Here is a 14730-nt window from a genome sequence, read left to right as displayed (position 1 = left end):
CGCCGCTCAGCTCGCGTGCACGACGCGCAGCGGCTCCGAGCGGTAGCGGCTCATCGGGCCGTCGATGCCCAGCAGCTTCCACACCCGCTTGGAGACCGGGTTGATCAGGCCGAGGTCCTTGGCCAGCGCCCGCACGTCCACGAAGTAGTCGGCGAAGACCTGCTTGGCCTCCTTGGAGCCGTAGAACAGCTCCTTGCGGACCTTCTCCGGGATGTCGAACTCCTTGAAGAACGTCTTCGGCGGGGTCGCGATGGAGCGGCCGAGGATCCACATGATGACCGGCATCGCGATCGACAGCACGAACTTGTTGAGCTTGCCCTGCTCGGGCACGTGCTTCTTGAGGAACTCGTGCGCGAAGGAGATGTGGCGCGCCTCCTCGGCGACGTGGATGGCCATCACGCCGAGCATGATCGGGTGAACCTCTTCGCCGGAGCGCAGGATCTCCTTCTGGATGTGGTCGATCGGCTCCTCGCCGGCGAGCACGGCCATGAAGAACAGGTTCGGCATCTTCGCGGCGACCGGCGCGGCGAGGTACTTGAACATGCTCACCAGCGGGCCCATGCCGGGCACGTCGATGCCGATCCGGTTCACCATCTCCTGGAACATCAGGGTGTGGTTGTGCTCCTCGATCATCTCGTGGGAGCAGTACCGGAACTCGGGCGAACCGTTGGGCAGGCCGAAGTTGTGGATGACCATGCCGCTGATCAGGATCGACTCGAACTGCAGACCGACCTTGGCGACGTTGGCCTGACGGTACTTGCCGAGTTCGATCTGCTTGTCCTTCGGCAGGGCCAGGTACCAGGGGTGGCGGCCGAGCGGGTCGGCCGAGCGCGGCAGGATCCAGCGCTCTTCGCCCGCGTCGGCGGCGTAGTCGGGGTTGTCCCAGTCGATGTCCTCGAACGGGTCGAAGTGCTTGTTCACCGAGCCCTCGGACAGCAGCAGCAGCTTCGCGGCGTATTTCTGCGCCTGCTCGAGATCGGGATCGATAGCGTGCTTCTCGGCTGTCGACATCGTCGTCACTGCCTTCCTCGGGGGACGTATTACCTGTACCCCATAGTTACACCTACGACGAGTGACGTCAACTCACGCGGTCGGGTGCCGCCCGGCCCGAGCCCGCGGTACCCACACATCAGACGGCGGCGGCCGGGTGATCCACCCGACCGCCGCCGTTGTGACCAGGGTCAGAGCAGTCCGAACGGTGCCAACCCCGCGACCGCACCGTCTGCGGGCAGTGCGAAAGCGAGCACGACACCGCCCGCGGACAACGCCGCGGCCGACGCCACCCTGGTCAGCTTGCGCCGCGAGCGCAGCAGGCCCTTACCCCTGCGGTGCGCTCCCGCGGCCGCTTCCTCGGCGGACGCCGCCGTCTGCCGCGCGAGCAGCGCCGCGCCGTCCGCGATCGTGCGTTCCGGATCGGGCGCGATCACCACCGGTCGCGCCAATTCCGCGGCGAGCACGCCGGAGATCTCCGGCGGCCGGGCCGCGCCACCCGCCACCAGCACGCAGTCGACGTCGGCCATGGTGACGTCGGCCGTGCTCAAGCAGCGGTAGACCAGTTCCAGCGAGGCGCGCGCGTGCTCGGCGCGCAACTCGTCGGCGAGATCGTTCGCTGTTCCCGCCACCGAGGACGCCCCGCTCCCCCGCGCCGCGAGCAGCGCGCCGAACGCGCGCCCGCCGAACTCCGGGGAACGCAGCGGAACCCCGACGATCGGATCGCGCGGCCTGCCCGCGCCGACCCGGACCAGCGTGACGTCCAGACTCGCGCCACCGAGGTCGTAGACCAGCGCGAGGCCGGGCATCAGCGGACCGTGCGCCGCCTCCAGCCAGGCCGCCGCCGCGACCGGTTCGGCGACCAGCGCGACGTGGTGCAGACCGACCGCGTCCAGCGCGCCGCGTAGCTCGGCCAGCTCGTCCGTCCCGTAGCCCGCCGGGTGGGTCAGCGCGACCTCCGCGCCGACCGCCTTCCGATCGCTCATCGCCTCGGTGATGAGGCAGTCGGTGACCACCGCGACGAGATCCGCGGGCCGGAGCGTGCGGTGGCCGACCCTGGCCGTCATGCCGTCGCGCAGGCCGAGGTCGGCGAATTCGGTGATGGCGCGGCCGTGCCGCGGAATCAGGCCGACCCGCGCGGAACCGGTGCTGTCGAAGGTCAAGGTGGTGCGCCGGGTGACGGAGGGCGTTGGCCGCGCGTGCCGACGGTGACCGAGCCGACCCGGCGGCGCTTTGGCCGATGCCGTGTCCGCCAGCGCGGTCACCGAATTGACCGTGCCGATGCTCAAACCAAGACCAACTGCCATCGCGATTCACCCGATCGACGAGCCGATGTGCTTCGAACACCGACCACGCAACCACCCCGCGACCGCCGTGCCAACCACCGGACAGCCGGTTGTCCGCACCCCGCCGCCCGCCACGCGCTGTCCGCCGCGCCGGCCCCGATGGCATCCGACCTGCCCTGTCTTCCCTGAGAAACGCGAGTAGCCACCGTCGCCTACCGGCGTGTCGTGCCCCGCCGGTCGCCGCCGGATATTTGCCGGGCGGCAGGCGACTCGGCGAAGCGCCGGTCGCGCCGCCGCGTGTGACGGCGACGACAGCAAAATCCCAGCAGTCCAGAGAATCTCGGCCGAGTTACGCCGGATACGTTCTCGCACAGCGTGTTCCGCACCGCATCGTTCCGGTCGCCGCACCCCACGACCGACGCGGCTTCGCACACGGATGCGCACCGAGTCCGGTCACCGCACTCCACGACCGGCGTGCGGTCGTCCACGTCCGCACGCCGCACGACATGTGCGCCGCGAGTGGAGACGGTACGAGCACCCGGACCCGCGCCGGGATCAGCTGTCGGGCAGCTCCGGGATCCGGGTGGCGCGGGCGTAGACCGTCTCGCCCTCGGACAGCCGCAGCGCCTCGGCGTCACCGCGGGTGACCTGCGCGGCGAAGTGGTCGCCGGTGGCCGCGTTGCGCAGTTCCACGCGCACCTCGAAGCCCAGGTGCACGACCCGCTCGACGGTCGCGCGGGTGACGCCCGCCGATTCCGCGGTGCCCTCGTGCGCGGCGAGCGCCATGCTCGAGTCGCGGCCGACGCGAATGTCGTGCGGGCGCACCAGATGTCCGTTCAGGCGAGCGACATCACCGAGGAAGGACATGACGAACTCGTTGGACGGCCGGTCGTAGACGTCCTCGGGGGTGCCGATCTGCTCGATGCGCCCCTTGTTCATCACGGCGATGCGGTCGGCGACGTCGAGCGCCTCCTCCTGGTCGTGGGTCACCAGCACGGTGGTCACGTGGACCTCTTCGTGCAGGCGGCGCAGCCAGGTGCGCAGATCGGCGCGGACCTTGGCGTCCAGCGCGCCGAACGGCTCGTCCAGCAGCAGCACCTGCGGGTCCACCGCGAGCGCGCGGGCCAGGGCCATGCGCTGGCGCTGGCCGCCGGACAGCTGCGCCGGGTAGCGGTGCTGGAAGCCGTCCAACCCGACGATGCCGAGCAGCTCGTCGACCCGCTTCGCGATCTCGGCCTTGGGGCGCTTGCGGATCTTCAGGCCGAAGGCCACGTTGTCGCGCACGGTCATGTGCTTGAACGCGGCGTAGTGCTGAAAGACGAAGCCGATGTCGCGCTTCTGCGGCGGCACCCGGGTGACGTCGTTGCCCGCGATGGTGACGATGCCGGAGTCCAGCGACTCCAGCCCGGCGATGGAACGCAGCAGCGTCGACTTGCCGGAACCGGACGGACCGAGCAGCGCGGTCAGCTCGCCGGACGGGATGTCGATGGTGACGTCGTCCAGCGCGGCGAAGGTGCCGTAGTTCTTGCGTGCGTTGGTCACGGTAATCATTTGGCGCCCCGCTTGCGTTCGAGGAGGGTCATGAGCAGAAGAACGACGAGGGCCATCCCCATCAGCAGGGTCGCGGCACAGTACGCGCCGAAGCTGTTGTGGTCGTTGATGTAGCGGCCGTGCACCAGCAGCGTCAGCGTCAGCGACTGACCGGGCAGCGCCGAGGACACCATGATGACCGCGCCGAACTCGCCGAGCGCACGCGCGACGGTGAGCACCACGCCGTAGGTCAGGCCCCAGCGGATCGCGGGCAGCGTGATCCGCCAGAAGGTCTGCCACCGCGACGCGCCGAGGGTGGCCGCGGCCTGCTCCTGGTCGTCGCCGATCTCGTGCAGCACCGGCTCCACCTCGCGCACCACGAACGGCAGCGTCACGAAGATGGTGGCGATCACCATGCCGGGCAGGTTGAAGATCACCTTCAGGCCGAGGTTCTCGATACCGCCGAGCCAGCCGCCCGCGCCCCAGAACAGGATCAGCGCGACACCGACCACGACCGGCGAGACCGCGAACGGCAGGTCGACGATGCCCTGCACCAGATTGCGACCGGGGAATCGGCCACGCACCAGCGCGATGGCGGTGACCACACCGAAGACGACGTTCACCGGCACCACGATCGCCACGATGAGCAGCGACAGCTGGAACGCCGATTGGGCCGCGGGGGTGGTGATCGACTCGATGAACGCGCCGATGCCGTTCTCGAAGGTGCGCCACAGAATGATGATCAGCGGAAGCAGCAGCAGGACGAACAGGTAGCCCAGTGCCACCGTCCGAAGCGAAATGCGGGTGAGCGCGGACGGTTTCATCAGCTCGCCTGCTCCTTACGCGCGCTGCGGTCCGCGAGCAGACGCAGCACGAGCAACGTCACGAACGAGATCGCCAGCAGCGCCACCGACACGGCCGCCGCGTTCACCGGCCGGTCGATCTCGATCTGCTTCTGGATGTACTGCGAGGCCATCTCGGTCTTACGCGGGATGGCGCCGCCGATCAGGACCACCGAGCCGTACTCGCCGATCGCGCGGGCGAAGGCGAGACCGCCGCCGCTGATGATCGCGGGCGTCAGCGTCGGCAGGACGATCCGGCGAAACGTCGTCCAGTTGTCCGCGCCGAGCGACAGCGCGGCTTGCTCGACCTCGCGGTCGGCCTCCATCAGCACCGGCTGCACCGAGCGCACCACGAACGGCAGTGTGACGAACGCCAGCGCGACAACCAGGCCGGGCTGTGTCGCGTTGAGGTGGATGTCGATCGGGCTCTGCGGACCGTACAGCGACAGCAGCACGATGCTGGCGACGATGGTCGGCAGCGCGAACGGCAGGTCGATCAGCGCGTTGACGATGCCCTTGCCTGGGAAGTCGTCGCGCACCAGAACCCAGGCGATCAGGGTGCCCATCACCACGTTGATCAGCGCGACGATCACCGAGACGAAGACGGTGATGCGTAGCGAGTCGAGCGCGGCGGGCGCGGTGATCGCGTCCCAGAAGCCGGACCAGCCCTCCTCGAAGGAGGTCACGGTCAGCGCGGCGAGCGGCAGGAGCACGATGATGCTGAGCCACAGCACCGTGGTCGCGATGCCGAGCGGCCCGACCGACCCGCTCACCCGCAGCCACGACGACGGCGAGCGCCCGGGACGTGCCGGTTTCTTGGTTACGCCGAGACCGGGGGCGGCCCCGGTCTCGGCGGTACTGCTGTCAGTCACAATCGTCCAGTATCCCGTGTGCGCTGGGTCACCCGGCTACTTGGTGGCGTTGTCGTAGATGACCGCGACTTTGCCGGAGTTGGGGGCGAACAGTTCCTTGTCCACGGTCTTCCAGCCGCCGAGGTCGTCGATCGTCCACAACTTCTGCGGGGTCGGGAAGTCCTTGGCGAAGTCGCTGGCGACCTGCGGGTCGACCGGGCGGAAACCGGCCTCGGCCCATGCCTTCTGCGCGGCCGGGGTGAACAGGAAGTCGCGGAAAGCGACGGCCTTCTCCGGGTTCTTGCTGTTCTTCAGCACCGCGACCGGGTTCTCGATCTTGAACGTGGTCGGCGGGATGACGTGCTCGATCGGGTCGCCCTTGCGCTCGGAGAACAGCGCCTCGTTCTCGTAGCTCAGCAGCACGTCACCGGTGCCCTGAAGGAAGGTCTCGGTGGCTTCCCGGCCCGACTTCGGCTGCACCTTGATGTGCTCCTTGGAAACCAGCTGGCTCAGGTAGTCGAGACCGGCCTGCGGGTTCTTGCCGCCGTCGGACTTGGCCGCGTACGGCGCGAGCAGGTTCCACTTGGCCGAGCCGGAGCTGAACGGGTTGGGGGTGACCACCTCGACGCCCGGCTTCAGCAGGTCGTCCCAGTCCTTGATGCCCTTCGGATTACCGGGGCGCACCACGATCGCGACCACGGAGCCGAACGGAATTCCCTTGTTGGCGTCGGCATTCCAGCTGGCGTCGACCAAGCCCGCGTCGACGAGACGGGTGATGTCGGGCTCCACCGAGAAGTTCACGACGTCGGCCTCGGCGCCGTCCTTGACCTTGCGGGACTGGTCGCCCGAGGCGCCGTAGGACGGCTGGATCTGCACGCCCTTGCCCGCCTCGGTCTTGTTGAACTCGGGAACGACCTTGTCGAATCCGGGCTTCGGGACGGCGTAGGCGTACAAGTTCAGGGTGCCGCCGCTGCCGTCGGCCCCACCTCCGCCCGCGGTATCGCTGGCTCCGCCGCCGCAGGCGGTGAGCACGACCGCCGCTACCGCTGTTAGCGCGGCGGCGGCATAGCGTCGGCGCGGGGCGAGCCAAGTGTTGCGAGACATCGGAGTGGGACCTTTCCTGCGGACCACCACACGGCCGCGAGGAACCGTGGGGGCTGAGATTTCGTGTCGATCGGGTAGACCTGCCGCCGATGAATGCGGCAGTGGCGCGGCTACCGGCCGGAACGGCCGACTGAGGGGTCGGGGACGTCTGCGAAAAAATTGCACGCCAGTCTACGGGGCAGGGACGCGCAGACGTGCCCGGTCACCGATCAACGACAGAGAATGTCCGCGACCGCGAGATTGCCGACAGCGATCAACGCCAATTCATGGCGGACCTGCGGGACGGCACTCGAAGACACGGGCAGACTGTAGCAGAGCTCGGCGCACGAGTTCGAATCGAAGAGTTCCTGAACAGAGGGGGGTTTCATCCCATGACGATCAGTCCGGATCGGGTCCGCACCCGTTTGCCCGGCATCAGCACGCGCGCGTGGGAGCATCCCGCCGACCGCACCGCGCTGGTGGCGCTGCGCTCGCTGGCGGGATTCGACACCGTCCTACGGGCCCTGTCCGGTTTGCTCCGAGAACGCCAGCACCGGCTGCTCTACCTGGCCACCGCGGTGCGGGTCGACGAGCGCCAGTTCCGCACGCTGCACGACTTGCGCGCCGACTGCGTGGAGATCCTGGACGCGCGCACCACGCCGGAGATGTTCGTGCTGCAGAGCCCGCACGTGAACGCCTTCACCATCGGCATGGACCGCCCGTTCATCGTGTTGACCACCGCGCTGATCGACCTGATGGACACCGAGGAGCTGCGCTTCGTGGTCGGCCACGAACTCGGGCACGCGCTGTCCGGGCACGCGGTGTACCGCACCATGCTCATGCACCTGCTGCGCCTGAGCGCGAGCGTCGGCTGGATGCCGGGCGGCGGCTGGGCGCTGCGCGCCATCGTTGCCGCGCTGATGGAGTGGAGCCGGAAGTCGGAGTTGTCCGGCGATCGGGCGGGACTGCTGTGCGGTCAGGACGTCGAGGCGTCGGTGCGGGTGCACATGAAGACCGCGGGTGGCGCGTGGGTGCGGGAGATGAATCACGGCGCGTTCCTGGCCCAGGCGGACGACTACGAGCGTTCCGGCGATCTGCGCGACGGGGTGCTCAAGCTGTTGAACCTGGAACTCCAGTCGCATCCGTTCTCGGTGCTGCGCGCCGCCGAACTGCGCCGCTGGATCCAGAGCGGCGAGTACAACCGCGTGCTCGCCGGCGACTACCCGCGCCGCGAGCACGACAAGAACGCCAGCATCAGCGCGGAGATCAAGGACGCGGCGCGGGCCTACCGGCAGAACTTCGACCAGTCCGAGGACGCGCTCGTCCGCACGGTGCGCAACCTCGGTCGCGATGTGGGCGCGGCGGTCGGCACGGTCGGCCAAGAGGTCGGCGAGACCGTGTCCAAGATCGGCAAGCGGCTGGACGACTGGCGCAACGGCGACGGATCATCCAACTGAACGGAGATCCCGTCGCCCTGGCACGCCGCGCGGGTCCAAGGCGACCTGCGCGGCGTGGAGAGTGTCAGCGGGTGAAGAACCAGGCGATGACGACGAGCACGAGCAGGGCGAGCAGGGCCAGCTGGACCCGGGAGCGCGGCATCAACGCGCTCCGCTCTGCACGGGCCTGCGGTCGGTGATCGGCTCCTCGACCAGAATCGGGGCGGGTTCGGCGAGCACCGCGGCGTCGGCGAGTTCGGCGACCTGGCTGTCGCGCCCGAGCAGCTGAAGCGTGGCGCGCAGCGCGCGATCGAGCAGGTACGCGATGGCGAAGCTCACCGGGACCATGCCGACGAGGACCACGAGGAACTGCGGGATGAACGGCAATCCCGCGACCCACAGCTCGAAACCGTCCCACCAACCTGCAACGCGATGCACGAATACCAGCCTACTGGCCCGAGCCGAGCAACCGACCGGCGCATTCGGTGGACGGCGGGCGCGCGTGGCACACATCATGGGGTATGGCGTCAACGGATGATCTGAGCATCGACAAGCCCGACGACCTGCCAGTGCTGAGTGCGCTGTCTCCGAGCAGGCACCGCGGCGCTCATCCGCCCATCGACGACTACGCCTTCCTCTCCGACTGCGAGACCAATTGCCTGGTCGCGAGCAACGGCGCGGTCGAGTGGATGTGCGTACCGCGCCCCGACTCCCCCAGCATTTTCGGCGCGATGCTCGATCGCAGCGCCGGGCACTTCCGGATCGGCCCGTACGGCGTCAACGTGCCGGCGGCGCGTCGCTACCTGCCCGGCGGCATGATCCTGGAGACCACTTGGCAGACCGAGACCGGCTGGCTCATCGTGCGCGACGCGCTGGTACTCGGCCCGTGGCACAACAACGATCAGCGCAGCAAGACCTACCGCCGCACGCCGATGGACTGGGACGCCGAGCACGTGTTGCTGCGCACGGTGAAGTGCGTGAACGGCACCGCCGAGCTGGAGATGAGCTGCCAGCCTTCCTTCGATTACCACCGTGACACCGCCCGCTGGGAATACACCGGCAAGGTCTACGAAGAGGCCACCGCGGTGCGCACCATCGATCCCAGCGGCGGCCCGAGCCTGGTGCTCACCACCGATCTGCGCCTCGGCCTGGAGGGGCGCGAAGCTCGCGCGCGTACCAGGATGAAGGAAGGCGATCAGATCTTCGTCGCGCTCACCTGGTCGGATCTGCCCGCCCCGCGGACGTTCGAGGAGGCGGCGCAGAAGATGTGGGCCACCATCGAATGCTGGCGGCAGTGGATCACCCTCGGCAATTTCCCGGATCACCCGTGGCGCAACTACTTACAGCGCAGCGCGTTGACACTCAAGGGCCTGACCTACGCGCCGACCGGAGCGCTGATGGCCGCGGCAACCACGTCACTTCCGGAAACCCCGGGCGGGGAACGCAATTGGGACTACCGCTACAGCTGGGTGCGCGACTCCAGCTTCGCGCTGTGGGGCCTGTACACACTCGGACTCGACCGCGAGGCCGACGACTTCTTCTGCTTCCTCAACGACGCGACCACCGGTGCGCACGGCGAACCCGTCGAGCTCCAAGTGCTTTACGGCATCGGCGGCGAACGCGACATCGTCGAGAGCGAACTGGAGTATCTGAAGGGCTACGACGGCGCCCAGCCGGTCCGCATCGGCAACGCCGCGTTCAACCAGGACCAGCACGACATCTGGGGCACCATGCTCGACACGGTGTATCTGTATGTGAAGTCGCGCCAGCAGGTTCCGGAAACGCTGTGGCCGCTGCTGGAGCGGCAGGTGAACGCCGCGATCAAGCACTGGCGCGAGCCCGACCGAGGCATTTGGGAGGTGCGCGGGGAAACCCAGCACTTCACGTCCTCGAAGGTGATGTGCTGGGTGGCGCTGGATCGCGGCGCCAAACTCGCCGAGATGCACGGCCAGTTCCAGCGCGCCACCGAGTGGTACGCGATCGCCGAGGAGATCAGGGACGACGTCCTCGCCAACGGCGTGACCAGCGAAGGCGTCTTCACCCAGACCTACGGCGGGAACACCTTGGACGCCTCGCTGCTGCTGGTGGTGCTGACCCGATTCCTGCCGCCCGACGATCACCGCGTGCGGGCCACCGTGCTCGCCATCGCCGACCGGCTCACCGACAACGGGCTGGTGCTGCGCTATCGCACCGAGACCACCGACGACGGGCTGTCCGGCGAGGAGGGCACTTTCACGATCTGCTCGTTCTGGCTGGTGTCCGCGCTGGTCGAGATCGGCGAACTGCAGCGGGCCAGGCACCTGTGCGAGCGTCTGCTCGGCTTCGCCAGCCCGCTGCGCCTCTACGCCGAGGAGATCGACCCGCGCAGCGGACGTCATCTGGGCAACTACCCGCAGGCGTTCACCCATCTGGCGCTGATCAACGCGGTGACGCACGTGATCAGGGCCGAGGAGCGGCGTGAGGCCGGACAGTTCCAGCCCGCCCATTCCCCGCCGATCGGCCCGGTCTGAGCGGCTCGGGCGGACCCGCCCACGGATCGGCGTCGGACGGTGTCAGGCGGCGAGGGTGTCGGCGCGGTCGCGGACGGCCCGCAGCTTGCCGAGACTGCTGTCGAGTTCGGCGATGCGGTCCTCGCGACGGTCGCCGTACTTGCCGTAGGCGTCCTCCGCGACGCGCAGTGCCTCGTCGGCCGTGCGCAGCGCGTCGGTGGCGATGTCGGTGAAGTGGTCGCGCAGCGTTCGCTGCATGGCGCGCAACCGGTTTCGCGATTCCTTGCTCACCTGGAAGATCACGTCGTCCATCAGCCTGGCCACCGCGACCTTGGCCTCGGCGCGACGGCGCAGCTTGCGGTTCTTGCGGTCGTCCCAGATCGCGTTGACGCCGAGCAGCACGCCCGCGCCCGCCGAGTACCAGTTCACCAGCGACATGCCGAGCAGGCTGGTGGCGAGACCGACCATCAGGATACCGCCGTAGGAACCGCGCAGACCGGACAGAATCTGTTCGGTCACACCGCCTTTCGCGCTGTCGAGCGACTCCAGCGGAGCCACTGCCTCCAGCACCTCACCAGGGTTGGTCAGGCGTAGGTCGGGCAGCGGCGGGGTGCGATTGTCGGCGGGGAACTTCGCGGCCACCTGCTCGCACAGCTCCACCGACCGGTAGTGCGCCATGACGAAGTTCTCCTCGACGGCCTCGCAGATGCGCGCGTCCAGGTCGGCGCCGAACTCCTTCCAGCCGCGCGCCGGATCGGTCTGCGCGATCTCGGCCTCGGCGTCGCGCACCAGGCTGCGCAGCCGGTGGCGCAGGTCGTGCTCGATATCGGCCATCAGCTCGGTGGCGCCGTCGGCCAAGGCGACCTGCCAGTTGGCGGTGCGCTGGCGCAACTGATCGGCCTCGTCGCGGGCCGCGATCAGCTGCTCGGTGATCTGGGCGCGGCGGCGCGGATCGCGCAGCGCCTCGGCCTCGGTGTACAGGGTGACCGCGAGATGGTCTGCCACAAGCCGGATGTCACGCAGGGCCGCGTCACGGGCCACCGCATCGGCGCGCGCCACCACGTAGTCGCGCAGGTGGTCGATCAGCTGCGGCACCCCGGACTCGATGTCGCGCTGGTAGCTGCCCGCCTGCCGGTGCAGCAGCGCGGAGACCGGCGCCACCGCGAAGCCGAGACCGGCCGCGTCGAGCAGATCGCGGTTGCGCTGCTGCACGTGCGACCACTGCGGGTGCACGTCGATCTTGTTGAGCACGCAGATGACCGTCGGACAGAGCTGCTGCACCCGCTGCAGATACTCCAGCTGCACGGGGGTCAGCTCGGCCGACGCCTCCGCGACGTAGAGCACGGCGTCGGCGGCCGCGATCATCGACCAGCGGGTGTGCTCGTCGCCGGAGCCCGGCGCGTCCATCAGGACGATGCCGTCGGCGAGCAGCGCACTCGGCTCGGTGAATTCGGCGCGGATCACGCCGTGCGCGGCCAGCGCGGGACCGGGATTCAGCGGGTCCACCGGCTGGCGCTCGGTGCGGCCCGGCCCGGTCGACCTGACCAGCGTGGCGGTCGGCTCCGGGCCGTACTCCACGATCACCGGTGCGCTCAGTGCCGTCTCGGTGGCGCTCACCTGCGCCCCTACCAGGCTGTTGACGAGCGTGCTCATGCCGTTCTTCGGATCGCCGACAACGACGAGACGGACCCGCGGGTCCCCGATCCTGGCACGAACCATGCTCAGCCGACCGCCGAGGTCGTCGCGGCCCGCGGAGCGAGCCATCTCCCGCAGTTCGTCCAGTACCCGGATGAGCGGTGCCATCGCGTCCGGGTGTTTCACCGTCGCGGACTCCAGCCCGGCTGCGGCAGACAAGCCTCCTCCTAACTCCTCGTTCTCGCGCTCGACGAATACGGCGTGCGTGCTCCCGGACCACCGCTGATCCGGTTCAGACCAGGGTTACGTCCGGTCCCGCGATCGGGTGGTGTGTCTCGGTCATGGTGGTCCCCGGCAGCAGCCCCGCGCCCAGTCCGCCGTGCTCGATCGGCATCTGCGCGACCACCTGGTGGTAGCTCGCGTGGTCGAGCTCGTCGCTGATCGGGCGCGTCTTCGGCGGCTCGACCAGTACCGGCGGCTTGACCGGCGTGACCGGCGTCGGCACGACGACCGACGGCGCGTCGACATCGACAGAAGGAACGGTAGGCGCCTGCGTCGGCGCGTCGTACGTCGGGGGCTGCGAAGGCACCGAGACCGTGGGGACGTCGGGGGTGCTCTGGCCGCCGGTGGGGTAGGTCGTGCCCGGGTTGGCCGTACCGCCGGTGCCGGTGCCGCCGCCCGTCCCGGCGCCGCCGCCGGTGTTGCCGCCCGTGGTCCCCGTGCTTCCGCCGGTCGTTCCGGTGCCGCCGCCGGTGGTTCCGCCGCCCGGGGTGGTGATGTCGACGTCGGGGGTGGACGGCTGCGGGGTCACCGTGACGCCGGGCGTCTTGGTGATCACGTCGGCGCCGCCGCCCGGCGTGGGCAGGACGGTCACGCCCGGCACCTTGGTGACGCCCGGTTCCAGGGTCGGCACGGTGCCGGTGTCCGGCTTGGTCGGAGTCGGCACGCTGGGCGTCGGCACCGTCTGGGTGATCGTGGTCGGCGCGGTGGTCCCCGGGTAGGTGTCGGCCGGGTTGGGGACGCCGGTCACCGGCGACGGGCCGGTGGTCGGCCGCACGTGCTGATCGAACAGCGCGGGCACCGCGGCCGCGGGCGCGGTCAGCGGGGACGGACCCGCCGGCGTGCCGAAGACGTTCGCGATGGGCGTCGTCGCGGCCTCCGGCTGAATCGTGGTCTGCAGCGGAGTCGCCGCCACGGGGGCGGCGACAGCGGCGGGCGCGGCGACGGCCGCGGGCGCGGCCACCGCGGGAGCCACGGGCGCGGACGTCGCGACATGAGCCACGGGCGCGGGCGCCGCGGCCACCGCGGGAGCGACCGGCTGCGGTGCGGCGAGCGCGGGCGCCGCGTGCGCGACCGGCGCGGGTGCAGGCGCGGCAGAAGTCGAGAGACCGCTCGCGAGACCGGTGCCACCGGCCGTCGCACCGGGCTGCTGCTGGTCCGCGCCACGGGCGGCGCCGCTCTCCGGGCGCGAACCCTCGAGCCAGTCCGAGAAGTTGTCGAGCTGGTCGCCGATGTTGGTGCCCGCCGCCGACTTCACGGTAAGTCCCGCGGAGGCCTCGACCCGCAGATCGGTGGTCAGGTACACGCCTTCGGGGGTGACGCCGAAATCGACGTCCAAGTGGGTCCAGATCTCCGCGCTCGCGTCGGCGCCCAGGTACACGCCGAAGTCCCCCGGCGCGGCCCCCACCCCGTCGAACATGTCGCCGGTCCGGAACAGGTTGTCGGCGGGCAGGGCGCTGTCACCGGCGGACGCGCCGTCGCTCGCCTCCTTGGCGGCGGGGATCTTCGGCAGCGCAAACGGATTGGAGCCCGGCGCGACGAAGCCGTCACTACCCGGCATACCGAAACCGTGCCCTGCCGGGCCCAGTCCGTGGCCCGGCAGGCCGAAACCCTGCTGATCCCACCATTCGTACGGCGACGCCGAACCGGGCGCGGACTCGGCGGGCGCGCTCGGGCTCTGGTTCCACTCCCCGTACTCCGGAGTCTCGGAGAACCCCGGCGTCGGGGCGAAGCCGGGGCTCGGGGCGCCCTGACTGTCCCACCACTCGTACGGCGACTCGGTCTCCGTTTCGCCGGGGCGGTTGTTGGTCCAGTAGTCCTCGGACGGCTTGGGCGCGGGCCCGAGCTCGAACCCGGGCGTGGACGGCAGCGGCGCGGTGACGGCGTTCGGCGGACCCGCGGTGAGCGGCGGCGCGAGCGGCAGCGAATCGGGGTCCGGATCCGGGAAGGTGACAACGGGGCTCGGCACATCGGGATCCGGGTCGGTCGTTTGCGCCCAGCCCGCGTTCCAGCTGTCCAGACGCTGTCCATCCGGTTGGGCCGGAACTCCGCCGCCGTTGGAGGCGATCAGGGCGCCGCCGGTCACGTACGCTCCGGCCCTCGCGACGCGCGCGACGCCGGTCGCCACACGGTACGCGATGTCCCCCTCGGGCTCGGCAACCTCGGTGTCGTCGTCGAAAGGCAGGTCACGCGTCATGCAAGCTCCACATCTCGGGTTTCCAGCAATCCTCACCACCCCGGGAAGACCGAGTGAAGATCACTCGAGGATATTTCCGGAAAACCCAGTTGTCACATTCTCCAGGAAAGCG

General features: G+C 69.5%; 12 protein-coding genes. 2 read left to right on the top strand and 10 right to left on the bottom strand.

Annotated elements, in window-relative coordinates; translation table 11 throughout:
- Positions 1-6 precede the first annotated feature (6 nt).
- From FB390_RS28560 to FB390_RS34770, 7 genes are all read right to left on the bottom strand, one after another.
- The gene (locus tag FB390_RS28560; RefSeq protein ID WP_141812342.1) at positions 7-1011 is read right to left on the bottom strand and encodes an AurF N-oxygenase family protein; all 1005 of its coding nucleotides are present in this window, start codon (positions 1009-1011) and stop codon (positions 7-9) included.
- Positions 1012-1181: 170 nt separating this feature from the next.
- On the bottom strand, positions 1182-2297 hold the full coding sequence (locus FB390_RS28555) for an Hsp70 family protein (RefSeq protein ID WP_141812341.1): 1116 nt from the start codon (positions 2295-2297) through the stop codon (positions 1182-1184).
- A 534-nt stretch (positions 2298-2831) separates the two neighbouring features.
- A complete protein-coding gene (locus FB390_RS28550; protein WP_141812340.1) occupies positions 2832-3827 on the bottom strand; it encodes a sulfate/molybdate ABC transporter ATP-binding protein in 996 nt (331 codons plus the stop codon).
- Complete coding sequence (gene cysW, locus FB390_RS28545; protein ID WP_141812339.1) at positions 3824-4630, bottom strand: sulfate ABC transporter permease subunit CysW; 807 nt, start codon at positions 4628-4630, stop codon at positions 3824-3826. Before cysW ends, FB390_RS28550 begins: the two co-directional genes overlap by 4 nt.
- Positions 4630-5520 carry a sulfate ABC transporter permease subunit CysT gene (gene cysT / locus FB390_RS28540; RefSeq protein ID WP_425465927.1) on the bottom strand — a complete coding sequence of 297 codons (891 nt, stop codon included), beginning with the start codon at positions 5518-5520 and terminating at the stop codon, positions 4630-4632. Before cysT ends, cysW begins: the two co-directional genes overlap by 1 nt.
- Before the next feature lie 36 nt (positions 5521-5556).
- Complete coding sequence (locus FB390_RS28535) at positions 5557-6603, bottom strand: sulfate ABC transporter substrate-binding protein (protein WP_141812338.1); 1047 nt, start codon at positions 6601-6603, stop codon at positions 5557-5559.
- A 209-nt stretch (positions 6604-6812) separates the two neighbouring features.
- A complete protein-coding gene (locus FB390_RS34770) occupies positions 6813-6902 on the bottom strand; it encodes an Ms4533A family Cys-rich leader peptide (protein ID WP_309546086.1) in 90 nt (29 codons plus the stop codon).
- A 72-nt stretch (positions 6903-6974) separates the two neighbouring features.
- Here FB390_RS34770 and FB390_RS28530 point away from each other — a divergent pair, with 72 nt between their 5' ends.
- Positions 6975-8039 (top strand): M48 family metallopeptidase, encoded by a 1065-nt coding sequence (locus FB390_RS28530; protein ID WP_141812337.1) that lies wholly within the window; start codon positions 6975-6977, stop codon positions 8037-8039.
- A gap of 141 nt (positions 8040-8180) precedes the next feature.
- Here the strand turns inward: FB390_RS28530 and FB390_RS28525 are convergent, their stop codons facing one another.
- On the bottom strand, positions 8181-8456 hold the full coding sequence (locus tag FB390_RS28525; RefSeq protein ID WP_141812336.1) for a hypothetical protein: 276 nt from the start codon (positions 8454-8456) through the stop codon (positions 8181-8183).
- A gap of 83 nt (positions 8457-8539) precedes the next feature.
- Between FB390_RS28525 and FB390_RS28520 the strand changes: the two genes are divergently transcribed.
- Positions 8540-10528: a glycoside hydrolase family 15 protein gene (locus tag FB390_RS28520; RefSeq protein WP_141812335.1), complete on the top strand. Its 1989-nt coding sequence runs from the start codon at positions 8540-8542 to the stop codon at positions 10526-10528.
- Between the two features lie 42 nt (positions 10529-10570).
- Here FB390_RS28520 and FB390_RS28515 read toward each other — a convergent pair whose 3' ends face one another.
- On the bottom strand, positions 10571-12361 hold the full coding sequence (locus FB390_RS28515; protein WP_141812334.1) for a dynamin family protein: 1791 nt from the start codon (positions 12359-12361) through the stop codon (positions 10571-10573).
- Positions 12362-12434: 73 nt separating this feature from the next.
- Positions 12435-14618, bottom strand: a complete 2184-nt coding sequence (locus tag FB390_RS28510; protein WP_141812333.1) for a hypothetical protein — start codon at positions 14616-14618, stop codon at positions 12435-12437.
- Positions 14619-14730: the final 112 nt, after the last annotated feature.

The sequence above is a fragment of the Nocardia bhagyanarayanae genome, from assembly GCF_006716565.1.
Classification (GTDB): Bacteria; Actinomycetota; Actinomycetes; order Mycobacteriales; family Mycobacteriaceae; genus Nocardia; species Nocardia bhagyanarayanae.
Note: the sequence above shows the minus strand (reverse complement) of the source record. Positions and strands in the feature narration are given on the sequence as shown.